At 58.6% G+C, this 22,805-nt stretch carries 19 protein-coding genes (1 of these 19 only partly in view); 12 read left to right on the plus strand and 7 right to left on the minus strand.

Annotated features, from left to right (window positions below):
- Positions 1-91: 91 nt before the first annotated feature.
- The 3 genes from FYB92_RS02350 to FYB92_RS02360 form a co-directional block, all read right to left on the minus strand.
- Positions 92-457 (minus strand): RidA family protein, encoded by a 366-nt coding sequence (locus FYB92_RS02350; protein ID WP_332828101.1) that lies wholly within the window; start codon positions 455-457, stop codon positions 92-94.
- Positions 458-544: 87 nt separating this feature from the next.
- Complete coding sequence (locus FYB92_RS02355) at positions 545-1,612, minus strand: D-TA family PLP-dependent enzyme (RefSeq protein WP_332828102.1); 1,068 nt, start codon at positions 1,610-1,612, stop codon at positions 545-547.
- 556 nt (positions 1,613-2,168) lie between these two features.
- A complete protein-coding gene (locus tag FYB92_RS02360) occupies positions 2,169-2,966 on the minus strand; it encodes a deaminated glutathione amidase (RefSeq protein WP_332828103.1) in 798 nt (265 codons plus the stop codon).
- 233 nt (positions 2,967-3,199) lie between these two features.
- On the opposite strand from FYB92_RS02360, the gene FYB92_RS02365 reads away from it, so the two are divergent.
- On the plus strand, positions 3,200-4,117 hold the full coding sequence (locus FYB92_RS02365; RefSeq protein ID WP_332828104.1) for an SDR family oxidoreductase: 918 nt from the start codon (positions 3,200-3,202) through the stop codon (positions 4,115-4,117).
- A gap of 290 nt (positions 4,118-4,407) precedes the next feature.
- Here the strand turns inward: FYB92_RS02365 and FYB92_RS02370 are convergent, their stop codons facing one another.
- Positions 4,408-5,010, minus strand: a complete 603-nt coding sequence (locus FYB92_RS02370; protein WP_408902330.1) for a hypothetical protein — start codon at positions 5,008-5,010, stop codon at positions 4,408-4,410.
- 470 nt (positions 5,011-5,480) lie between these two features.
- On the opposite strand from FYB92_RS02370, the gene FYB92_RS02375 reads away from it, so the two are divergent.
- The 3 genes from FYB92_RS02375 (at position 5,481) to FYB92_RS02385 (ending at position 9,644) form a co-directional block, all read left to right on the plus strand.
- Positions 5,481-6,854 carry a cytosine permease gene (locus tag FYB92_RS02375; RefSeq protein ID WP_003616500.1) on the plus strand — a complete coding sequence of 458 codons (1,374 nt, stop codon included), beginning with the start codon at positions 5,481-5,483 and terminating at the stop codon, positions 6,852-6,854.
- A gap of 135 nt (positions 6,855-6,989) precedes the next feature.
- Entirely contained in the window at positions 6,990-8,132 is a 1,143-nt protein-coding gene (locus FYB92_RS02380; protein WP_247067436.1) for an aminotransferase class I/II-fold pyridoxal phosphate-dependent enzyme, read from the plus strand.
- A gap of 708 nt (positions 8,133-8,840) precedes the next feature.
- On the plus strand, positions 8,841-9,644 hold the full coding sequence (locus FYB92_RS02385) for an NAD kinase (RefSeq protein ID WP_062810062.1): 804 nt from the start codon (positions 8,841-8,843) through the stop codon (positions 9,642-9,644).
- A 302-nt stretch (positions 9,645-9,946) separates the two neighbouring features.
- Here FYB92_RS02385 and FYB92_RS02390 read toward each other — a convergent pair whose 3' ends face one another.
- Together FYB92_RS02390 and FYB92_RS02395 are read right to left on the minus strand one after the other, a co-directional pair.
- Positions 9,947-10,282: a hypothetical protein gene (locus tag FYB92_RS02390; protein ID WP_332828105.1), complete on the minus strand. Its 336-nt coding sequence runs from the start codon at positions 10,280-10,282 to the stop codon at positions 9,947-9,949.
- Between the two features lie 2 nt (positions 10,283-10,284).
- Positions 10,285-11,187, minus strand: coding sequence for a diacylglycerol kinase family protein (locus FYB92_RS02395; RefSeq protein ID WP_332828106.1), 903 nt, complete (start codon positions 11,185-11,187; stop codon positions 10,285-10,287).
- Between the two features lie 421 nt (positions 11,188-11,608).
- On the opposite strand from FYB92_RS02395, the gene FYB92_RS02400 reads away from it, so the two are divergent.
- Positions 11,609-12,556 carry a cation diffusion facilitator family transporter gene (locus tag FYB92_RS02400; RefSeq protein WP_332828107.1) on the plus strand — a complete coding sequence of 316 codons (948 nt, stop codon included), beginning with the start codon at positions 11,609-11,611 and terminating at the stop codon, positions 12,554-12,556.
- Positions 12,557-12,911: 355 nt separating this feature from the next.
- On the opposite strand, the gene serB is transcribed toward FYB92_RS02400, so the two are convergent.
- Positions 12,912-13,820, minus strand: coding sequence for a phosphoserine phosphatase SerB (serB, locus tag FYB92_RS02405; RefSeq protein ID WP_075595510.1), 909 nt, complete (start codon positions 13,818-13,820; stop codon positions 12,912-12,914).
- A gap of 30 nt (positions 13,821-13,850) precedes the next feature.
- Between serB and miaA the strand changes: the two genes are divergently transcribed.
- The 7 genes from miaA to clpB all read left to right on the plus strand — a co-directional run.
- Entirely contained in the window at positions 13,851-14,915 is a 1,065-nt protein-coding gene (gene miaA / locus FYB92_RS02410; protein WP_332828108.1) for a tRNA (adenosine(37)-N6)-dimethylallyltransferase MiaA, read from the plus strand.
- 5 nt (positions 14,916-14,920) lie between these two features.
- Positions 14,921-16,753: a biosynthetic-type acetolactate synthase large subunit gene (ilvB, locus tag FYB92_RS02415; RefSeq protein ID WP_003616482.1), complete on the plus strand. Its 1,833-nt coding sequence runs from the start codon at positions 14,921-14,923 to the stop codon at positions 16,751-16,753.
- 99 nt (positions 16,754-16,852) lie between these two features.
- Positions 16,853-17,368 carry an acetolactate synthase small subunit gene (ilvN, locus tag FYB92_RS02420; protein ID WP_003616478.1) on the plus strand — a complete coding sequence of 172 codons (516 nt, stop codon included), beginning with the start codon at positions 16,853-16,855 and terminating at the stop codon, positions 17,366-17,368.
- Between the two features lie 56 nt (positions 17,369-17,424).
- On the plus strand, positions 17,425-18,444 hold the full coding sequence (ilvC, locus tag FYB92_RS02425; RefSeq protein WP_003616475.1) for a ketol-acid reductoisomerase: 1,020 nt from the start codon (positions 17,425-17,427) through the stop codon (positions 18,442-18,444).
- Positions 18,445-18,720: 276 nt separating this feature from the next.
- Entirely contained in the window at positions 18,721-19,413 is a 693-nt protein-coding gene (locus FYB92_RS02430; RefSeq protein WP_062809665.1) for a fumarylacetoacetate hydrolase family protein, read from the plus strand.
- Between the two features lie 178 nt (positions 19,414-19,591).
- Entirely contained in the window at positions 19,592-20,668 is a 1,077-nt protein-coding gene (locus FYB92_RS02435; RefSeq protein WP_192266257.1) for an aldo/keto reductase, read from the plus strand.
- An 886-nt stretch (positions 20,669-21,554) separates the two neighbouring features.
- On the plus strand, positions 21,555-22,805 hold the 5' portion of the coding sequence (gene clpB / locus FYB92_RS02440) for an ATP-dependent chaperone ClpB (RefSeq protein ID WP_332828109.1). Its footprint extends 1,353 nt past the window's final position; only the first 1,251 of its 2,604 coding nucleotides appear in the window; the start codon lies at positions 21,555-21,557; its stop codon lies beyond the right edge, outside the window.

Consider the following 22,805-nt stretch of genomic DNA (forward strand, 5'->3'; position numbering starts at 1 on the left):
TTTCATTATCAATAATCTGTTTTTAAAAGATCTTTGAACAATCCTTATGCCATCATGACCCGCAATATGGCTGTATGCAGGAAAGGGGAGGTCAGCCGATCGGCTTATAGGCGATGGCCTCGATCTCCACCATGATGTCGGCCATCAGGCCGGCTTCGATGGTGGTGCGTGCAGGGGGGGCAACCGGGAAATAGGTTGCATATACCTTGTTGAATTCCTCGAAATTTCCTGCATCGGTCAGGATGGCAAAGGTCTTGACCACGTCGCTCATTTCGCACCCTACCGTCTTCAGGACGGCGGTAACGTGATCGAGCACGGCGGCTGTCTGCGCCACGATTCCGCCTTCGACAACCACACCATCCACGACGGGCACCTGTCCCGAGACATAGACATAATCACCTGCACGCACCGCCATGGACAGGGGAACGGCGGCCTTGCCAAAAACTTTCTTCATCATAGGGTTCCTATTTTCCAGAATTTATAAAAATATGCTGATCGGAAATGAATTTTCAGGGACGGGTGGCGACCGGAAACATGTCTGACCTCAGCTTACACCACCACGTGCGATGACAGGCAGGCGGTCAATGACCTTGCCGTCCGAAACAAGGTAGATGTGATCGAACATGTTCGTAACCACACAGGCATGGTTGGGAATGACGCGCACCTTGTCCCCGATGGCGGGCAGGGATGTGCCGCCGCCAGAATGGATGGTGCCGTGTTCCTCGCTCAGGGCGGTGATGCGGCTGTCTTCGTGGCCGATGATATGGCCGTATCCGTCCTGTCCCAGCAGGTCGCTTGTCAGGGTTTTTGTCCCTGCATCAATGATCGCGCGTGTATCGGTGGGGCGGCTGATGACGGTGGCCAGCACACTCAGCGCACAATCCCCGATCGTCGCGGCGCCCGCCGCCACCTGCGAACGGTCCATATAGATATAGGTGCCGGGGCGGTATTCGGTCATGTTACGCATGTCGCCCGCCGTCCACAGGTCGGGTGTTCCCCCAACCGTGATTGCCGGTATCGTGACCCCGGCCGTGTCGAATACGCCGCGTGCCTGTTCCAGCCACGTGTCCGCCTGTGCCTGTTTCCCGGATGCGGGATAGGTCATCAGCCCGGCAAAGCACAGGTTCGGGGCCGCCATGATCCGTTGCGCCAGCGTCAGTGCGTCGTGTGGTGTCTGCACACCGCAGCGATTGCCCCCGGTGTCGCATTCGACAAATACCCGAAGTGCGGGAATGTCCGCACCCGCCGTCACGCGGTCATATCCCTCGATCACCGGCAGGTTGTCGGCCACAACCGACAGATTGACCTGCCGTGCGAGGTTGACGAGCCGCCCAAGTTTGTGCGCGCCAATGATGTTATAGGTCAGCAGGATATCCGACAGCCCTGCCTGCGCCATGATTTCGGCTTCGGTCAGTTTCTGGCAGGTGATGCCGACTGCGCCTGCCTGCACCTGTTTATGGGCGAACCAGGACAGTTTGTGTGTCTTGATATGGGGGCGCAGGCAGAACCCATGTGTGTTGGCGTACTGTTGCGCCCTGTTGATATTGGCCTGTGCCTTGTCGATATCGACCAGTACGGCTGGTGTATCGAGCATATCAATGGAAATGGACATCGTCTTCCCGCGTTTCAGGTGGAGGGGAGATGCCCGCCAACCATTATCGATAATAACCATGTCGAAACATAATGGCGAAGGGAAGTCGTGTAAAATTGTTAACCGTCACGAAAAAAGTATAAAATTCTCACACCCCTATGTTTCCATAGAGGGGAAAGCGGTTCTATTTCCATCCGGGGATAGGGCGATGGCATGACCAGAGGGGAGGCCACCATTGGGGAAAAATTTCGAAAAGCATCGGATTTTCAGAAAAGGCGGCAGGATAAGATCCAGCATCGTATGAAAATGCCAGGTAAATATTCCGGAATTCTTTTTATAATCAGGATATTTTAAAAATATTACAATTTCACCTGAAGGGTCCAGAATAAATAACCTTCCGCAACAATAGAATTTTGGAAATATTCCTAAAAATCCTTGAAAGACGTTGCCTTTATGAAAAAAGCAACGCTGGAATTTTATTGTTATTTATCAACGGGGTGTTTCGCAACGCCCCCTGTCATGAACTGCGGCGACATTTCCCGGAATCCGGTCATGTGTTTCCGGCAGGCGCCGCGTGTCAGTCCTGTCGCAGTTCCGGCGTGCCGAACCGGCGGTTCTGCAGGACGGGCACAATGGTGCGGGCATGTGCGATCCGTTCGTGGGAAATCGAACAGAATGCCAGTGTCGGGGCCTCCCCCGCCTGTACGATTGCAACGCCGAGCGGGTCCACCACCATGCTTGATCCGATATTGCGGTTGCCGCATTCGCTGACGGCGACCATGTAACATGTGTTTTCCAGCGCCCGCGCGGTGACGAGTACTTTCCAGTGTTCTTCCTTGAGTGGCCCGCGCACCCATGCGGCGGGCAGAACCAGCGCATCGGCCCCGTCCAGCGCCAGACGCCGCGCCAGTTCGGGAAAGCGTACGTCATAACAGGTCATCAGCCCGATCCGGAAACCCGCCACATCGACAATCGGCGGGATTTCCTGACCGGGCGTGACATTACGTGATTCCTGCACGGCAAAAGCATCATAGAGATGCAGCTTCCTGTATTGCGCGGTGATTTTTCCCTTGTGCAGTACAACCAGCGTATTGTGGTAACGTCCCTGCCCATCGGGGACATGCACGCACCCCATGATGGTCACGTCCACGTCACGGCTTTCATGCAGCAGGCGTGACATGAAGGGGCCATCAAGCGGTTGGGCGGTCTTTGCGATGATATCGGGATCGGCGATGTCATGCGCCAGGATGCCTTCGGGCAGGACCAGAAGCCCGGCCTTCTCCATCGCGGCCTGCCGGATCAGGCCAAGGATGTGTTCCAGATTGGTTTCCCATCTGGGGGAAACGGCAAACTGTCCAAGGGCGACTTTCAGCATGATATGTCCATGTCGATCTGTGTGGGCTCGGTCCGTGTCGGCAGGCTTTGCGTCAGCGTAATATAAAGCCATGTTGCGGTAAATGTTCCCGCCCGCATCCCGCAGGTTGCGCGGTGATTTCGCCAGATGAATAGGGGGTGTGTGATTCTGAAGTGCGGGCATGCATATCAAATGCAGGTGCCCGGGTTGAATTCATTTCCATTGTCGCCCCGGCGCATTGTATCAATACCGGTATGACCGACACGCAGGCGAGTGGTAATCCGGGTTGTCCTTTTACGGGGCATGGCACTGGCGATGGCACTGGGAATGACAGGGCGCGCAGCACTGGCAATACGCGTCCAGTGGATGGCCATGTCGAGGCCCCGCTGGATGAGACGGCCCCGCGTGACAGCATGCCGGCACCTGAGGATGATGGCGCGGGACCGCCGGTCCTGCTGCTGACTGGGGCAAGTCGCGGGATCGGCCATGCCACCGTCAAGCTGTTTCAGGAACGTGGCTGGCGGGTGCTGACGGTATCGCGGCAGGAATTCTCCCCCCTGTGTCAGTGGCGTGCGGCGGGGGATGGCCATATTCAGGCAGATCTTTCCGACCTTGACGCCATTCCCGACCTTGTGGCCGCCGTTCGTGGGTGCCTTGGGAATGGCAGGCTTCATGCCCTTGTCAACAATGCGGGGATTTCGCCCAAGGGTCCGCAGGGCGAACGTCTTGGGCTGATGCGCAGCGATGCGGCCCTGTGGACGCAGGTGTTGAACGTCAACCTTGTGTCAACGGCGTTGCTGGCACGGGCGCTTATGCCTGAACTGGAACGTGCGGGCGGGGCGATCGTCAATGTGACCTCGATCGCAGGTTCGCGCGTGCATCCGTTTGCAGGTGTGGCCTATGCGGCGTCGAAGGCGGCCCTGGCGGCATTGACGCGGGAAATGGCGCACGAATTCGGTGGCCGTGGCGTGCGGGCGAACGCGATCGCCCCGGGGGAGATCGATACCTCCATCCTGTCCAAGGGCACAGATACACTGGTGGCGAATGGTGTGCCCATGCGTCGCCTGGGAAACCCCATGGAGGTGGCGGAGACGATCTATTTCCTGTGTATGTCGGCGTCATCCTATGTCAATGGTTCGGAAATCCATATCAATGGCGGTCAGCATGTCTGAGCGGACTGTTTGAAAAATCAGGATAGATAACATACTGAAATCATAAAGGTTTTTTGGTGAAGCTTTTTCCAAAAAGCTTCAGAAGACGCCGCCTTTTTGAAAAAAGGCGGCACCCGAAACCTTTTCCTGTTTTTTATCAATGATGTGTTTTCAAACACTCTCTGGGCGGACTGTCATGAAAGACCATCATCATGCATATGAAATGTTTTTGATGACGCACTGATCCAAACGCATCAGGGCGGCCGCGTAATCGTAGCAGGCTGCGGCCCCCGGAAAATATGCAACGATCCTCAGTTTTCCGCTGATGGCATTTTCGCTGAGGCCGCGTCCGTATGTGTGGCCGGGGCCGGGGATGCGCCCGGCGTGGGGGCCGTTGCGATTCCCAGCGTCTGGTGCATTTCCTGCCGAATCTGGTTGCATTTCTTGGTATAAACGCCCGCCTGGGAGGCCGTCATGAAATTGATGACGAACGCCCCGATGAGGGAGCAGAACGACAGCCCGATCACGGTCTTGCCCGTCACGCTTATGACGTCATCGTAACATTGCGCCGAATACCACAGCAGGACAAGGCTGAGTGCGGCGCCAAGGAAGCCGAGGATGCCCGTATAATGGATCAGGGAATCTTCTTCGTTACTGAATGCAAGGGATTGCTGCCACAGCAGGTAGAGCTTTTCGTTCATTTCCTCCACCTGGCAGTCATGTTCAAGCTGTGCGGCACTTGTAACCTTGCCCGGCGCACTTCGATGCATGTCAAGTTCCTGCTGGGCCTTGGCAAAGGTGCGTCGCCGTTCCTTGATCGCGGGCAGGCTGATGTCCACAAAGCTGAGAATGGCGACATTCAGCCCTGCCGACAGTTGTACGACGGCCTGAAAATCGCCCCATGTATGGCTCACGTGCTTCTCCCTTTGTTCTCACACGCCCGTGATGGAAATATAGCAGGATGGGAAGCCAGGGCGAGATTGTAAAACCGGTAGGCTGACTTGCATATTCCCCCTGCATCCGTTTTCCCCCTGTGTCCGTATTTCCCCTGCCTTGTCCCCCATGCCGCGTGCGGCTGTCCCGTGCCCCGGCGTCGTTATCGTGCGTGCCGGTGTCATGGCAGGTGGGGCGTGTGTTTTCCTTGCGCTGTCATATCGGGCAAAATGGGTGCGTGTCGCATGACCCATGATGGGGCGCATGTGATGAGGCGCGGGGGGCAGGGCCATGGCGTTCCCCGGGGGCCACGTTGCGCCGGATTGCCGTATGATATTGCTTTCGGGCGGGATGTCTTCATAACGGGCATCGAAACAGAAGGAAGCCATGGATGCGGTTGCCATGCCATCCGTGTAATGTTTCAAGAAGAGAATGAAGGGGGGCTGCGCCCATGGCCGCGACGTTTGAGACGCATACGATCTACCAGATACCCGAAGACCAGCGTTATGGCCGTGTCAGCGATCTCTTCAGCGTCTGGTTCAGCACCAACATGACATTGCTGACGGTCGTGACCGGTGCGCTGGGGCCAACGGTTTTCGGGCTGTCGTTCGGGTGGTCCATGCTGGCGGCGGTGGCGGGGAATATGGTGGGCGCGGTCTTCATGGCCCTGCATGCGGCACAGGGGCCGATGCTTGGCGTGCCGCAGATGGTGCAGAGCCGGGGCCAGTTCGGGTCCTATGGCGCGGTTCCCATCGTGTTGCTGGTGATCGTGATGTATGTCGGCTTTGCCGCGTCCAATTATGTCGTGGGGGGGCAGGCGCTGGTGCAGGCGCTTCCGGGCCTCAACCGTACGGTGGGGGTGTTGACCATCGCGGGTGTCAGCCTTGTGCCGTGCTGTATGGGATATCGCGCGATCCATGTGATTTCCAAGGTCGTAAGCTGGCTGGCCGGTGGGGTGGTCCTGTTGTGCATCGCGCTGGGGCTGTGGCGGTTTTCGGGCGGGATGCTGATGGATATGCATGGCTCGGTCGCGGGGATCTTCAGCGCATTTTCCGTCTCCGCCCTGTGGCAGGTTGCGTATGCCCCCTATGTTTCGGACTCGTCGCGTTACCTGCCCAACAGTGCCGTATCGGTGCGCAACACGTTCATCGCGACCTATGCGGGTACGGTCCTTGGCACCATCCTGCCGATGATGCTGGGGATCGTGCTGGCGTGCCAGTGGTCGGACCTGACCACGGTGGAGGCACTGGCGCGGTTATGTGGCGGGGGGGCTGGCATCGTGCTGGTGGTTCTGTCGCTGGCGATTACGCTGGGCAATGCGATGGGGGTGTATTGCGGCGCGTTATCGACCATCACGGTGGTGCAGACCTTTCGTCCCGACTGGCATCCCGCGATGATCAGCCGCGTCGTGGTCACGCTGTGCCTTGTGGCGCTGGCGCTGGTGATGGCGTTTGGCATGAGCGCCAATTTCATGAAATCCTATGCCGCGTTCCTTGATATCCTGATGGCGGTCATCGTGCCGTGGACGGCCATCAACCTGACCGATTATTACCTGTTGCGTCATGGGGATTATGACGTTGCCTCGTTTTTTCGTGTCGATGGGGGATGTTACGGCTATTTCAACATGCCTGCCGTACTGTCCTATGTCGTGGGGGTGCTGGTGGAACTGCCGTTCCTGAAAAATGATCTGTATATGGGGTTCTTGCTGCCAATGCTGCATGGGGTTGATATCTCGTGGCTGGTCAGCCTGATCGTCACCACGGTGGTGTATGTGGTGCTGTATCGTGGCGGAAGCACGCGCGCATCGCGGCGGCAGGCCGCCTGACAGGCGACCGCGCCCTTTTGCCCCCACCTGTGTTTCCTGCCAGGAAACACGGACCAGCCCTGCCGCCGGTCGCGCCGGTGGTATCACGTATATTTCCGCCCGGTGCCCGGGCGTTGCACGCAAACAGGACAGACCATGCCGGAGACGATCGACCATCAGACCCTGTGCCGCCCCGAAGTCAGGACGCTGCCCCGCTATAATGCGGGCCTGTCCGAAGATGCGGTGAAGCGCCGGTTTGGCGTGTCGGAAATCAGCAAGCTGGGCAGTAATGAAAATCCGTATGGTCCCTCGCCCGAGGTACTGCGGCAGTGGCCCGCGCTGGCACAGCGTCTTTTCCGCTATCCCGATGCCGGGGCGACCGGCCTGCGTGAAGGGATCGCGCGTTTCAACGACATCGCCCCCGACCGGGTGGTCATTGGCAATGGGTCGGAACAGATCATCCGCATGATCGCGGAAGGATGGCTGTCACCGGGGGAACGGGTGGTGACGGTGCGTCCTGCCTTTGGCCTGCATGAAATACATCCGCTGCTGATGGGGGCGGTGGTCGATGCGGTGCCGGTCACGCCAGGGGCAGAGTTCGATATCGACGGCCTGTGCCATGCCCTGTCGCGCCCGGCCAAGATCCTGATCTTTTCCAATCCGTCCAATCCTGTCGGCTGCATGATGACGGCGGATGCCCTGCGTCGGGTCATCGCGGCATGTTCGCCCCGGACGTTGATCGTGGTGGATGAGGCGTATCGTGAATATGCCGAAATAGATGCCGATTATCCCGATGCGCGCGCCATCCTGCGTGAACAGGGGCGGCCGTGGCTGTGCCTGCGCACTTTTTCAAAGGCATATGGCCTGGCCGCCCTGCGTATCGGCTATGCGCTTGCGTCCTCGGCTGAGGTCGCGTCTGTGCTGGAGACCGTGCGCGATACGTTCAATACCACCATGCCCGCGCAGGAAATGGCCACCATCGCCCTGACGGACCCCGATCATATGCGCGCCTGCGTGGCCCGTACGGTGGCATCGCGTGCCCGCATGGCCGCTGCCCTGCGGGCCATGGGCCTGTTTGTCGCGCCTGCCCATACCAATTTCCTGTTCTTTCGTACCGCGCATGACGCCATGGATGTGGCGGGTGCATTGCTGCGCCATGGGGTGATTGTCAAACCGTGGAAGGAAAAGGGATTCGAAAACTGGATCAGGGTCAGCATCGGCCTGCCGCATGATAATGAACGGTTTCTTGCGCATCTGTCCGCAGTGCTGGCGCAGGCAGGGGACAGAAAGGCGGTTTGAAAAGACAGGAGGGGAATAACAGGCCGGAATGATGAAATCTTTGAAACCTGTTGCCTTTATATAAAATCCAACATTTAGGGAATGTTACCATTCCTTATGAATTTTTGTTTTCCCAACGGCTTTAAAAAATTTCTGTCAGGTGGGGAGATGATCGGTTCCAGGAAGTGGTATTTGAAAATATTAAATATATTCTGGATATTTTTGAAAATATAATATCAGAGGGTCTTTGAAAAATCAGGCTCGATAACATCCTGAAATTATAAAAGTTTTTGGTGAAGCTTTTTTCAAAAAGCTTCAGAAGACGCCGCTTTTTTGAAAAAGGCGGCACCCAAAAACTTTTCTTGTTTTTTATCAATGCCCTGTTTTCAGACAATCTCTCAGGGAACGTTTGTTGTTCCGCGTCGATGCGTTATTTTGAAGCGGTTTCTTGACTGTTTTTGGTATGGTGTCACGCGAATTACGTTGTGCGTGGCGCAGATATGTTGCGCAATCTGATGGGGGCATCCTACTATCGCGGGCCTGGCTGGCGGTTTCGTGTCCCCTGTCATTTGCTTTCCTGTCGTTTCCCTGCGCTGCAAGCCTTATGGAGTTCCCGATGCGCACGACCTTCCTTCCGACGCTTCTGGCTGTGGTGGCGGGTGCCACTGTGCCGGGGGGTGATGCGATGGCCCGTGTGATGCGGTGCCTGACGGCATGGCGGCACGCTGCATGACCGAAGCCGTTGCCTCCCGCTGGCAGGACGGATACCTGCCCACACGCCTGTCCTTTGTCGCGGCCCCCAATGAAAGCGCGCAGGCATGGCTTGAACGCCTGACCCGCCAGTATGGGCAGACCCCCCCGGCCCAGGCTGACGCCATGGTCTGCCTTGGTGGGGATGGATTCATGCTGGAGGTCCTGCATATCGCGCTGGATCGTGACATTCCGGTTTATGGTATCAATTGCGGCACGGTTGGTTTCCTGATGAACCCGACCGTGCCAGAAAACCTGCCTGCCCATCTTGCCACCACGCAGGAGGCTGTCCTTCATCCCCTGCGCATGCGCGCAACCACCCGCGATGGCATGGTGACGGAGGCACTGGCCCTGAATGATGTCTTCTTGTTCCGTCAGACGCGTCAGGCCGCCAAGATCCGCATTGATGTCGATGGGCGACAGCGTCTGGCGGAACTGATCTGTGATGGGGTGCTGATCGCGACGCCTGCCGGTTCGACGGCGTATAACCTTTCGGCGCATGGGCCAATCGTCCCGCTGTCGGCCAATCTGCTGCCGCTGACGCCCATCAGTGCCTTTCGTCCCCGGCGCTGGCGGGGCGCGTTGCTGCCGTCAACGGCACAGGTCAGGTTCACCATACTGGAACCTGACAAACGACCGGTCGCGGCTGTGGCGGATTTTACCGAAGTCCGCGATGTCATGTCTGTGGAGATACAAGAAGATCGCACCCGGCATACGACATTGCTGTTTGATCCGGGGCAGAGCCTGTCCGAACGGATCATTGCCGAACAGTTCACGACCTGAACATCGATTTTCCAAATATCGGATTGGTAGAAAAGTCATGAAAATGTCTGGATGCCGTCTTTTCCCCAAAAGACAGGTTCATGAACATGCTGGAATTGAGAAAAGTTTTTTGGGGGCTGCCTTTTTTCAAAAAGTCGGCGTCTTCTGAAGCTTTTTAGAAAAAGCTTCACCAAAAATCTTTATAATTTCAGGGTGTTATCGAGCCTGACTTTTTAAACAGTCTTGCAGGTCTTTGACTGTGGTCTGGGAATTATAGCGTGATGCATCCTGTATCGCAATAATATCTGGTGTTAAGAGTAATATTAATCAAGTTTATTAATAAATATTAGTGATTTCTGCCCAATAAATTCTTTATAATTGTATTTATGACCGCGGTCGATCCAACAGTTTATAAATGACTCTAAAAACATTGTAGCCACCATGTCACTTTCTTTTTCATTATTTTCTATTGTCTTTTCTATTAGGGAAAAGATATTTCTTTTGTCACGATCAGAAAAGCGACTGAAGTCCTTACAAAGCAGGCGGCCCAAATCTGCCAAAATCATAGGCAGATTATCCGCACTCCTTTGCGAAATAAAATTAGAAATATTATCGGAAATACATGATATATCATTTATTTTCTTTATTAATTCTTCCATATTTACCTACTTTCTATCGCAAGGTGCAGAGGCCGCCCGGCATCGCGGATACGGACTGGCGTCATGCCCAGCACATCCCCATCCACCTGCACCGGGACTGGCGTTGCGGCATGGACCTCTATGTCGTGCCCGGTCACGATCCGCACATCATGCATCTGCTCCACCCGCCCCAGCAGCAGCGCGCATCCCATGCGCAGGGTGGCCAGAAGGCCGGCCGTTTCCAGCATGATGACGCGAAACCCCGCCTCATGCTGCATGCCGGTGTGGCAAAGGACGAACCGCCCGCCATACAGGCGTCCCTTGGACACCACGACGCCATGGGCGCGGTGCGTGATGCCGTCCACCTGTACCTGCAACGTCGTAAAACGGTAACGCAGCGCCGCGCCGAACATGGTCAGGACATAGGCCGTGCGTCCCACCATGCGTTTCAGGCGTGACGGCAGCCCGTGTACCACGCAGGCGTCGAACCCGATTCCGGCCATCTGGACAAACAGGCGGGCATGTTTCGTATCCTCCGCCATGCCGGGCCATATGGTCGCGCTGGCGCCCGACAGGATCAGACGTGCCGCCGCCTGCGGGGCAAAGGGTATGCCAAGTTCACGGGCCAGAACGTTCGCACTGCCCGCCGGGAAAATACCCATGCGCTGCTGTGTTCCTGCAAGGACCTGCGCCACTTCGGCAATCGTGCCATCCCCGCCCGCGGCGATGATGCAGTCGGTCCCGGCCGCCCCCAGGGTCTGGCGCGCCAGTTCCTGCGCATGGCCCGCATGGCGCGTCGTCAGGACCCGCACCTGCGCCCCACCCGCGTGCAGGGCGGCGATGAACCGCGCAAGTGGCCTGCGCCGCCTGCGTCCCGCCGTGGGGTTGACGATGATGCATGCCCGCATGCCCGTGATACCCTTCATGTTCTTTCGCCCGGGCGCTGCATGACCGGATAATGGCGTCGTGTTCTAATGTAGATCATTGATAAAAATCATAAAAATTTTGGCTATCATCTTGTTCTGGTATTTTGTTCTGGCTGTAAGAGATTGTTTGAAAACAAGTCATTGATAAAAAACAAGAAAAGTTTTTGGGTGCTGCCTTTTTTCAAAAAGGCGACGTCTTCTGAAGCTTTTTTAGAAAAAGCTTCACCAAAAACCTTTATAATTTCAGAGTTTTATCGATCCTGACTTTTCAAACAGTCTCTAAAAGGCTTCACCAGAAACTTCCTATCATTTTGCGTGATGTGGCGTGTGGGCGATCACATGGTGGCGGGCGTGATGTGCTGCCCTGTCAATGTGCTGGGGCAGGCGATAGGATATGCCAGCTTTTTTATATGGGATGGTCATGGCGCATTCTTCTTCCTCCCGCCTCGTGATTCTGGCGGCTCTGGGGGGTAATCTTCTCGTGGCGGCGACCAAGTGCGTCGCGGCCTATATCACCGGCAGTTCCTCTATGCTGAGCGAGGCGATCCATTCCCTTATTGATACCGGGAACCAGGCGCTGCTGCTGGTGGGAATGCGGCGCGCGGCGCGTCCGGCCACGCTTGCGCATCCGTTCGGCTATGGGCTGGAACTGTATTTCTGGACCTTTGTCGTTGCCTTGCTGATTTTCGGGCTGGGGGCTGGCATTTCGTTCTTCGAGGGCGTGACCCACATCCTTCACCCGCAACCAATGGCGCATGTGCTGGTCAATTATATCGTGCTGGGGCTGAGCATCCTGTTCGAGGGATCGGTCTGGGTCATGGCGCTGCGTGCGTTCCGTCGCCATGGCAAGGGCCGTCTTGGCTGGGTCGAAGCCGTACAGCGCAGCAAGGACCCGACCGTCTTTACCGTCCTGTTCGAGGATACAGCCGCGCTGGCGGGCCTGTTTGTGGCGCTGGTGGGCAATGTGCTGTCGGAAACGTTGGATATGCCGGTGCTGGATGGTGTGTCCTCCATCATCATCGCGCTGATCCTTGCGGTGACGGCTGCTTTCCTGGCGCGCGAATCGCAGTCGCTGCTGACGGGCGAAGGTGTGGCGCCCGAAGTTCTGGCGGCCCTGCGTCGCATGGCGCTGTCGGCGCGTGGGGTGGACCGCCTGAACGAAATCCGTTCCATGCATTTCGGGCCGCGCGATGTGCTGGTGGTCATCAGCATTGATTTCCACAATGACCTGTCCGCAGGCGATGTGGAGGCAACGGTGTCCGAGCTTGAACGCCAGATCAAGCAGACCTATCCCGAGGTCACGCGCGTCTTTATCGAGGCACAGGACAATCGCAGCCAGCAGTCGGCCGTCATCCCGACCGCGCCGTGATGCATGTGAAAGCTGCTGGTGCGCCTGAAAAGGCAGGGCAGGCCCCTTTCCCCTGAATAAGGATACACAAGAGACTGTTTGAAAAGATAAGTCAGATAAGATCTTGAAATAATAAAAGTTTTTGGTGAAGCTTTTTCCAAAAAGCTTCGAAAGACGTTGCCTTTTTCGATCGAAAGGCAACACCAAAAAACCTTTGAAAGATGTTGCCTGTTAAGAAAGGAGGCAACATCCAGTGGGTTGCGGCCATGCCATTATCAATGGGGATATTTTCGACCAATCTCCAAACCAGGGTGATGCCCGGAAATATCAGTGCTGTTCGGCACGGTGCCGGGGGCTTGTCATGAAAGGTCCATAATCAGCCAACAAAGTCCGCCGCCGCATATCCCTGTGCGAACAGCAGAGTACGCAGCGTGGTATGGTTGACCTGGCTGCTGATCGCCTGTCGCACGGCAGGCTTGGCATGGAATGCGATGCCCAGCCCCGCTTCGCGCAGCATGGCAAGGTCGTTTGCCCCATCGCCCACGGCCATCGCCTGTCCAATATGCAGCCCATGTGCCAGCGCCAGCCTGCGCAGGTGCGCAAGCTTTGCGTCGGGGCCAAGGATCGGCTGCCCGACCTTGCCGGTCAGGTGGTCGCCCTCGATCATCAGGGTATTGGCGTGCTGTTCGTCAAATCCGCACTTTTCCGCCACGCGGGAGGTAAAGAACGTGAACCCGCCCGATACCAGCGCCGTGTGCGCGCCATGCCTGTTCATCGTGCGCACCAGTTCCCGCGCACCGGGATTGAGACGTACGTCCTTCCATGCCGCCTCCAGCAAAGTGGCGGGCATGCCGCGCAGCAACCCGACGCGTTCACGCAACGCGGCCTCAAAATCCATTTCCCCGTTCATGGACTGGCGCGTGATCTCGGCAATGCGTTCACCGATACCCGCATGCCGTGCGAGGTCATCCAGCGTTTCGCAATCGACGATGGTGCTGTCCATGTCCGCAACCAGCAGCCCCTTGCGCCGTCCATGGGCGGCAACGACGATGGCGTCGAGGGCGCGGCGCGAAAATTCCTCGCGCAGGGGGGCAATATGCGGCATGTCGCCCGTGCCGGGCGCGGGGCACGGGATCTCGACCGCTTCGCCTGCCGACAGGATGGTGGGGGTTCCCCCCCCGGTCATGTCGCGTGCAGTGGCAATGTCCGCCGTGCTGAGCGATGTGGCGTCGCGATGCGCGACAAGGACGAGGACGTGGGTCGGGGAGGAGGAGGATTCAGCCATGATGTCCGGGCATGTGGCAGGGATGAGATCATGACGCAAGGCACCGAAACGGGCCTGCGTCCCGCCGTGATCGTGGCAGGCCCCACCTGTTCGGGCAAGTCCGCGCTGGCGCTGGCGCTGGCGCGCGTGATTGGCGGCACCATCATCAATACCGATTCGATGCAGGTCTATCGCGAATTGCGCATCCTGACGGCCCGCCCCACGGTGGCGGAGGAAGCATTGCTGCCGCATCGCCTGTATGGCGTGTTGCCCGCGGCACAGGCGGGGTCGGTCGCATGGTGGCGCGAACAGGCCCTGCATGCGGCGGATGAGGCATGGCGGGCCGGGCGTATCCCGATTTTCTGCGGTGGGACGGGGATGTATTTCCGCGCCCTGACCGACGGTCTAGCCGATATTCCTGACCCGCCCCCCGAAATCCGGGCGGAAGCCCGGGCTGCCGTGCTGGCCGAAGGAGGCCCCGCGATCCATGCCCGCCTGATGGCGGTCGATCCCGAAACCGCGTCCGCCCTGCGCCCCGGTGATACGCAGCGCATCGCGCGCGCGTGGGAGGTCTGGCGCGCGACGGGGCGGGGCCTGTCATGGTGGCGCACGGAATCGGTACTGCCGCCGTTGTCTGCGCGTTTTGTCTCCGTGCGCCTGTCGCCGCCGCGTGACCTGTTGCGGCAGGCGATTGCCGCGCGGTTTGTGGCGATGATGGAAAATGGTGCGGTGGAGGAAGTGCGCGCCCTGCTGTCATGCCACCTGTCGCCTACGTTGCCTGCGATGCGTGCGCATGGCGTGCCCGAACTTGCCGCCATGCTGCGTGGGGAGATGTCGCGCCAGGACGCCATCACCCGCGCGGTGCAGGTTACGGCGCAATATACCAAGCGCCAGTCCACATGGTTTGCGCACCATTCCCTCGCCGCGGAGGCACGGACCTGTCTCCATGACGGCAGAATCACATCAGGTGCGCAACAAATGGAAAGAGATAAGCGGAAAATTATTTCTTTTGTTATTAATTGCATTGACGCCGGGGGCCGCTTTCGCTTAAACCCGGCCCACATTTCGCCCGCTGGGGGTGCCGTCCTTCCTGACGGGACCGGGGCGAAGGAGTAAGGGACATGAACGCAACAGTGCAGCATACCGCCATCCGGCCCGACGCCCGCGCCACGACTGTGGACCCCACCGTCATGTCCGGCGCGGAAGTACTGCTGCGTGTTCTTCAGGATGCGGGGGTAGAGGTCGTCTTCGGCTATCCCGGTGGGGCGGTCCTGCCGATCTATGACGCGCTGTTCCGGCAGGATGCGATCCGCCATGTCCTGGTCCGTCATGAACAGGCCGCCGTCCACGCGGCGGAGGCATATGCCCGTTCCACCGGAAAGGTGGGCGTCGTACTCGTCACCAGCGGGCCGGGCGGTACGAATACCGTGACCGGGCTGATGGATGCGCTGCTGGATTCGATTCCGGTCGTGTGTTTCACCGGACAGGTCGGCGTGCCCCTGATCGGGACCGATGCCTTTCAGGAAGCGGACATTACTGGCATCACCCGTCCGGCGACCAAGTTCAACTACCTCGTGCGCAGGGCGCAGGATATCGCCCCTGTCGTGCAGGAGGCATTCCATATCGCGCGGACCGGGCGTCCGGGGCCGGTGCTGGTGGACCTGCCAAAGAACCTGATGGTCGGTCCCGCCCCCTATGTCGAACCGGCGCCCGTCCTGCATCCGTCATACCGGCCCCGTTTCGAGCCAGAACGTGCCGCCGTGGCGCAGGCTGTCGCCGCGATGAAGGCGGCGCGCCGTCCCCTGTTCTATACCGGTGGGGGCGTCATCAATTCCGGCCCCAGGGCGGCGGAGCTGCTTGGCCGTCTGGTGCGGATGACAGGTTTCCCATGCACCTCCACCCTGATGGGGCTGGGCGGGTTTCCCACCACGGACCGGCAGTTCCTTGGCATGCTGGGCATGCATGGTTCGTACGAGGCGAACCTTGCCACCCATGACTGTGACGTGCTGGTCGCGCTGGGGTCGCGCTTTGACGATCGTGTCACAGGACGCCTTGATGCGTTTTCGCCGGGATCGTTCAAGATCCATGCCGATATCGACCCTGCGCAGATCGGCAAGATCGTGCCGGTTGACCTTGGTATCGTGGGGGATGCGGGTCGCATCATCGAAATGATGATCGAGGAATGGGAACGTACCCCCACCCCTGCGGCGCAGGCCGGCGATATCGCGCAATGGTGGGCGCAGATCGGTGAATGGCGCGGTCGTGACAGCTTTGGCTTCCGTCAGGACATGACCCCGTCCGCCATCATCCGCCCGCAATATGCCATCAGCCGCCTGTATGAAATGACGCGCCAGACCGGACGTGACACCTATGTCTCTACCGAGGTGGGGCAGCACCAGATGTGGGCGGCGCAGCATTTTCAGTTCGACCGGCCCAACCACTGGCTGACGTCGGGGGGGCTGGGCACGATGGGATACGGCCTGCCTGCCGCCGTGGGCGCGCAGGTTGCCCATCCCGATGCGCTGGTGATCGATATCGCGGGGGAGGCATCCACCCTGATGAACATTCAGGAACTTGGCACGATCGCGCAGTACCGCCTGCCGGTGAAGCTGTTTATCCTGAACAACGAATATATGGGCATGGTGCGGCAGTGGCAGGAACTGCTGCATGAATCGCGCTATTCCGAAAGCTATAGCGCGGCGTTGCCGGATTTTGTCCGCCTTGCCGAAAGTTTCCATGGGCGTGGCCTGCGGGCGACATGCGTGGGCGAACTTGATGGCGTCATCGCGGACATGCTGGCCCATCCCGGTCCGGTCGTCGCGGATATCCGCGTTGCACAGGAAGAGAACTGCTATCCCATGATCCCTTCGGGGGCGGCGCATAACCAGATGCTGCTTGGCCCCGATCAGGATGATGGGGTGGAAGTCAGCGCCGAGGGACGGATGCTCGTCTGATCCATCCCCATGGAGCGGTTGCGCCGTTCCGGTCCGTCTGTCATGTCCCGCACCCGGTCCTGGTGGCGGGGCGGAAACCAAAGTGCAGGAAACAACATCATGACCACCCAGCAGGAGGTTGAAACCTCCGCGGTCATTTCCATACTGGTCGAGAACGAGAGCGGGGCGCTTGCCCGTGTGCTCGGCCTGTTTTCGGGGCGCGGCTACAATATCGAAAGCCTGACCGTCGCCCCGGTGGATGAAACGCGGCGCATGTCGCGCATCAATGTGGTGACGACGGGCACCCCCCACGCCGTCGCACAGGTCAAGGCACAGTTGGAGCGGCTGGTCCCGGTCTATCGTGTCGCGAACCTGAGCGAGGGCGGCCCCCATGTCGCGCGTGAACTGGCGTTGGTGAAGGTTGTCGCAACCGCCGAGGCCCGTGCCGAGTCCCTGCGCATTGCCCAGGCGTTCCGTGCGCGCGTCATTGACACGACGGCCACGTCCTTTGTGTTCGAGCTGACCGGCTCGCCGGAAAAGCTGAATTCGTTTATTGACCTCATGCGTCCCTTGGGGCTGGCTGAAATATCGCGTACCGGTGTCGTCGCGATCAGCCGGGGCCCGGAAACGCTGTAACGCAGGTCCCGGTTTTTTCCTTCATTTCGAACAGTTTACTACACAGGAGTATTCCCATGCGCGTGTATTATGATCGCGACGCCGACGTGAACCTGATCAAGAGCAAGAAGGTCGCCATCATCGGCTATGGCAGCCAGGGTCACGCCCATGCCAACAACCTGAAGGACTCAGGTGTTTCGGACATCGTCATTGGCCTGCGTCCCGAATCCAGTGCCGTCGCCAAGGCCGAGGCCGCCGGTTTCAAGGTGATGACCCCCGCCGATGCGGCCAAATGGGCCGATGTCGTCATGGTCCTGACGCCCGACGAAGGGCAGGGCGCGCTGTATAAGGACGCGCTGGAAAAGAACATGAAGCAGGGTGCCGCGCTGGCATTCGCGCATGGCCTTGCGATTCATTTCCGCATCATCGAGGCGCGTCCAGACCTTGATGTGTTCCTGATCGCGCCCAAGGGCCCCGGCCACACCGTGCGTTCCGAATACCAGAAGGGCGGCGGTGTCCCGTCGCTGGTTGCCGTGGCGCAGAACGCGTCAGGCAATGCGCTGGAAATCGCGCTGTCCTATGCCTCTGCCAATGGCGGTGGGCGTGCGGGCATCATCGAGACGACGTTCAAGGAAGAGGTCGAAACCGACCTGTTTGGTGAACAGGCCGTGCTGTGTGGTGGCCTGGTGGAGCTGATCCGCGCCGGTTTCGAAACGCTGGTGGAGGCGGGCTATGCGCCGGAAATGGCGTATTTCGAGTGCCTGCATGAAACGAAGCTGATTGTTGACCTGATCTATGAGGGCGGCATCGCGAACATGAATTACTCCATCTCCAACACTGCCGAATATGGTGAATATGTCTCTGGCCCGCGCGTCATCACGCCGGATACCAAGGCGGAGATGAAGAAGATCCTGACCGATATTCAGGATGGTACGTTCGTGCGTAACTTCATCCTTGAAAATCAGTCCGGTAACATTGGGTTCAAGGCGACGCGCGCGCGTAACAACGACATGCAGATCGAAAAAGTGGGCGAGAAGCTGCGCGCCATGATGCCGTGGATCGGCAAGAACAAGCTGGTGGACAAAAGCCGCAACTGATCGCGGGCCAAGGTCACTGCATTATCGGGGCCATTCCCATGGTCCATCGCGAACGCCGTCCGGGTTTCCGGGCGGCGTTTTGCATTGGGGGCACATGCTGCGGGTTCGGCAGGTACGGTCAGGGGCATGGGACATGAGGTATGGCTCATGGGGGAGGCGATGAATTTATTGTATTGTCCCGGTGCGTTCTGCAGGCGTGACAGGCGGGGGTGTGCAATGCAACCATGGGCATGGCCTGTGATGGGCTGGTTGCAACTGTGACGGAGTTATCTGCCAATGGTGGATTTTGTGATTCCTCCCCCCACCCAGCCCACGGTTGGTGTCAGCATGACGGAGGCGCTCTTTCCCGTGCGCCGAATCTGGTGTGTGGGACAGAACTATGCCGCCCATACGCGTGAAATGGGGGGGAATCCCGAACGGACGGAACCATTTTTCTTTGCCAAGCCGGGGGATGCGGTGGTGCCCGGTGGCGGCCTGCTGGATTTTCCCGTTGCGACGTCCGACCTGCACCACGAGGTCGAATTGGTGGCATGCATCGGGCGGCATGGGGAAAATATCGCGGCGGACAAGGCGCTGTCCCATATCTATGGCTATGCCGTGGGGCTGGACATGACACGCCGTGACCTGCAGGCGGTTGCGAAGAAGGCGGGGCGTCCATGGGCGTTGGCCAAGGGATTTGATCAGTCCTGTCCCATTGGCACCATCCGTCCGGTTTCCGAAATCGGCCATCCGGCGAAGGGGCGCATCAGCCTGAGTGTGAATGGCGAGGAACGGCAGGTAGGGGACCTGTCGGACATGATCTGGTCGGTGGCGGAAATCATTGCCGCCCTCAGCCGTTTTGTCGCCCTCGCGCCGGGCGATCTCATCATGACCGGCACGCCATCGGGCGTCGGCCCGGTGGGACGCGGCGATGTCCTGCACGCCGTATGCGCGGGGGTAGGGGAACTCAACATCACATATGGCAGCTAGAGCAGATCCTGTTTGAATGCGTGCATTCAAACAGGTGAAGATGCTCGTAAAAACCATCAACCGGAGCATTTTCACCGAACCGGTTTTCGGTGGAAACGCTCTGGCGCGCCTGACCCGTCCGCACCCGTCACGCACGGGCCATCATCCTTTCATATCATCCGCACGGGAGAGACAGATCATGCATTATCGTCAGCTTGGGCGCTCCGGCCTGCGCATTTCCACCTTTACGTTGGGAACGATGACTTTTGGCGGCAAGGGAGACTTTGCCAAGACGGGGGATACCGACCTTGCCGGGGCAAAGCGCCAGATCGACATGTGCGTGGATGCCGGGATCAATATCTTCGACACCGCCGACATCTACTCCGCTGGTGTGTCAGAGGAAATCCTTGGCGCGGCGCTGAAGGGCCGTTCGTCTGACCTGCTGGTCAGTTCAAAGGCCCGCTTCACCATGGGGCCGGGGGCAAATGATGCGGGATCATCGCGTTATCACCTGATCAGCGCGTGTGAAGCCAGCCTGAAACGGTTGGGGCGTGACCATATCGACCTGTATTACCTGCATGAGTGGGACGGTCAGACGCCGCTTGATGAAACGCTGGAGGCGCTCGATACCCTGACGCGCAGCGGGAAGATCCGCTATGCGGGGGTTTCGAACTTTTCCGGCTGGCACCTGATGAAGGCGCTGAGTACTGCGGAACGCGATCGCCTGATCGCCCCGGTGGCGCAACAGATTTATTATTCCCTTCAGGCGCGTGAGGCGGAATATGAACTGCTGCCCGTGGCGGTGGACCAGGGGATTGGTGTGCAGGTCTGGAGCCCGATGGCCGGTGGCCTGCTGTCGGGCAAGTACCGGCGTGGCAAACCGCAGCCAACCGGCACCCGCCAGATCGAGAAATGGGGCGAGCCCCCTGTCTATGACATCGAAAAGCTTTATGACGTGGTCGAAGTGCTGGTTGCCATCGCGGCGGAACGCGGGGTTTCGGCGGCGCAGGTCGCGCTGGCCTGGGTGGCGCACCGTCCTGCCATTACCTCGGTCGTGATCGGGGCACGTACGGATGCGCAGCTTGCCGATAACCTGAAGGCTGCCGAACTGAGCCTGAGCGCCGAGGAGATGGCACGCCTGAACAAGGCCAGCGCGCCGCCGGTGCTGTATCCATACTGGCATCAGGCCAGCACCGCATCTGACCGCCTGTCGCCTGCCGACCTGCTGCTGCTGGCCCCCACGATCGCGGAACGCGCGAAAGACGGAAAGGCCTGAGTCCCACATGCTGTTCCCCCTGCCATTTCGATGAAAGGGCAGGGGGGGGGGCGTTTGGGGGATAATGTTTTGTGAGGGCAGTATGGCGCCTTCCCCGCAGATCACGGCATTAATCAACAGGCCCGTATATTCGTAGGCTCGGCTGGCACTGTTATATGAATGACGGATCTTTTCATTCAATGGCAAGGATTTTCCGAAATCTGGGAATTATTCTCTCTCGTGGCATGAAAACCTTGTCCGTATTGTCTTTATCACATGTTCTGCCGGTCCGGGGATCAGGCGTCATGATTATGGGGTCTCATATTCATCGGAAGTATTTTTGATGAAATTCAGGAATTAAATATATTATTATTCTGCAATGGGTGTCGTAATCTGGCGTAATTTACGTGTCATCCGTTTTATAATTCATGGCGAAAGAACTGTATTACCCAGACCCAATGACCTTGGCCCACGTGCTGGAGCAGAAGGATCAGGGGTAGTTATATCAAGCCGATGGTTTGCCTCTATTCCTGAAAATCTGCGGCTCATAAAGAATTTGTGGCCTGTTCAGGACATCGAATGCCTGTCGATGGGGGGCGGCCTTAATCATGGTCACAACCTTGATCGCAGGATACGCGTTGTGCGAATGGCCGCCCGGAGAAGAAGTCACGCCAGCCTTGATGCAGATTAAGTAGCATCTCACCAATCAGTGATCATACTGGGATGATGGATGTGGCCGATGCTGCGCAGGATTGAAAGAGGGGCATGGAAACATGGGAGTGTCATCTTGTAATAACATGCATCCATACCCAATTGTGAAACCAGCCGCTGTGCCGTTGCCTCTCTTTATGGGACGGCAGCAGCGGACCTGATTTTGTCGCCTGAGGATATAGGGACGGGGGATTTTATGAATATCGAGAAATTTACGGAACGTTCGCGCGGCTTCCTTCAGGCTGCGCAGACTATTGCCATGCGGGAATATAATCAGCAGCTTACGCCTGAGCATTTGCTAAAGGCGCTGCTTGATGATGACCAGGGGGCCGCATCCGCGTTGATCCGCGCCGCCGGGGGACAGCCGCCGGCCATCGCCGCCGCCGTGGACACGGCGCTTGCCAAACTGCCGAAGGTGCAGGGCGGTGGCGCGGGACAGCCAAGTGCTACGCCAGATCTCGTGCGCCTGCTTGATGCCGCCGAACAAGCCGCGCAGAAGGCCGGGGACGAATATGTGGCGCAGGATCGCCTGCTGGCCGCCATTGCGGCATCCGAAACGCCTGCCGGTCAGGCGCTGCGGGCCGGTGGTGCCACGCCGCAGGCTCTGGACAAGGCCATCGCAACCATCCGCAAGGGACGCACCGTGACCAGTGAAAACGCCGAAGCCAGTTTCGATGCGTTGAAGAAATACGCCCGTGACGTGACCGAGATCGCCTTGCAGGGCAAGCTTGATCCCGTCATCGGCCGTGACGAGGAAATACGTCGTGCCATTCAGGTGCTGGCGCGCCGCAGCAAGAACAATCCCGTCCTGATCGGTGAACCCGGCGTGGGCAAGACCGCGATCGTCGAGGGGCTGGCGCTGCGTATCGTCAATGGTGACGTGCCAGAGGCACTGAAGAACAAAAAGCTGCTGTCGCTTGATATGGGCGCGCTGGTGGCCGGGGCGAAATATCGCGGGGAGTTCGAGGAACGCCTCAAGGCCGTCCTGAAGGAGATCGAGACCGCCGAGGGACAGATCATCCTGTTCATCGACGAAATGCATACCCTTGTCGGTGCGGGGCGCTCGGACGGGGCGATGGATGCTTCCAACCTGATCAAGCCTGAACTGGCCCGCGGCGTGCTGCATTGTATCGGTGCGACGACCCTGGATGAGTACCGCAAGTATATCGAAAAGGATGCCGCCCTCGCCCGCCGCTTCCAGCCGGTTTATGTGGGTGAGCCAACAGTGGCCGATACGATTTCCATCCTGCGCGGGATCAAGGAGAAATACGAACTCCATCACGGCATCCGTATTTCCGATGGGGCGCTGGTTGCGGCGGCGACATTGTCGAACCGTTACATCACCGACCGGTTCTTGCCGGACAAGGCCATCGACCTTGTGGATGAGGCCGCAAGTCGCCTGCGTATGGAAATCGACAGCAAGCCCGAAGAGCTCGACGAACTCGAC

It is taken from the genome of Novacetimonas sp. GS1, from assembly GCF_036686925.1.
GTDB lineage: Bacteria > Pseudomonadota > Alphaproteobacteria > Acetobacterales > Acetobacteraceae > Novacetimonas > Novacetimonas hansenii.

Coding starts and splice junctions, on each gene's coding strand:
- FYB92_RS02385 (WP_062810062.1), top strand. CDS start 8,841: ATGACCGAAGCCGTTGCCTCCCGCTGGCAGGACGGATACCTGCCCACA.
- FYB92_RS02435 (WP_192266257.1), top strand. CDS start 19,592: ATGCATTATCGTCAGCTTGGGCGCTCCGGCCTGCGCATTTCCACCTTT.
- FYB92_RS02365 (WP_332828104.1), top strand. CDS start 3,200: ATGACCGACACGCAGGCGAGTGGTAATCCGGGTTGTCCTTTTACGGGG.
- ilvB (WP_003616482.1), top strand. CDS start 14,921: ATGAACGCAACAGTGCAGCATACCGCCATCCGGCCCGACGCCCGCGCC.
- FYB92_RS02430 (WP_062809665.1), top strand. CDS start 18,721: ATGGTGGATTTTGTGATTCCTCCCCCCACCCAGCCCACGGTTGGTGTC.
- FYB92_RS02400 (WP_332828107.1), top strand. CDS start 11,609: ATGGCGCATTCTTCTTCCTCCCGCCTCGTGATTCTGGCGGCTCTGGGG.
- ilvC (WP_003616475.1), top strand. CDS start 17,425: ATGCGCGTGTATTATGATCGCGACGCCGACGTGAACCTGATCAAGAGC.
- ilvN (WP_003616478.1), top strand. CDS start 16,853: ATGACCACCCAGCAGGAGGTTGAAACCTCCGCGGTCATTTCCATACTG.
- FYB92_RS02395 (WP_332828106.1), bottom strand. CDS start 11,187: ATGAAGGGTATCACGGGCATGCGGGCATGCATCATCGTCAACCCCACG.
- FYB92_RS02375 (WP_003616500.1), top strand. CDS start 5,481: ATGGCCGCGACGTTTGAGACGCATACGATCTACCAGATACCCGAAGAC.
- FYB92_RS02360 (WP_332828103.1), bottom strand. CDS start 2,966: ATGCTGAAAGTCGCCCTTGGACAGTTTGCCGTTTCCCCCAGATGGGAA.
- serB (WP_075595510.1), bottom strand. CDS start 13,820: ATGGCTGAATCCTCCTCCTCCCCGACCCACGTCCTCGTCCTTGTCGCG.
- FYB92_RS02380 (WP_247067436.1), top strand. CDS start 6,990: ATGCCGGAGACGATCGACCATCAGACCCTGTGCCGCCCCGAAGTCAGG.
- FYB92_RS02390 (WP_332828105.1), bottom strand. CDS start 10,282: ATGGAAGAATTAATAAAGAAAATAAATGATATATCATGTATTTCCGAT.
- miaA (WP_332828108.1), top strand. CDS start 13,851: ATGACGCAAGGCACCGAAACGGGCCTGCGTCCCGCCGTGATCGTGGCA.
- FYB92_RS02355 (WP_332828102.1), bottom strand. CDS start 1,612: ATGTCCATTTCCATTGATATGCTCGATACACCAGCCGTACTGGTCGAT.
- FYB92_RS02350 (WP_332828101.1), bottom strand. CDS start 457: ATGATGAAGAAAGTTTTTGGCAAGGCCGCCGTTCCCCTGTCCATGGCG.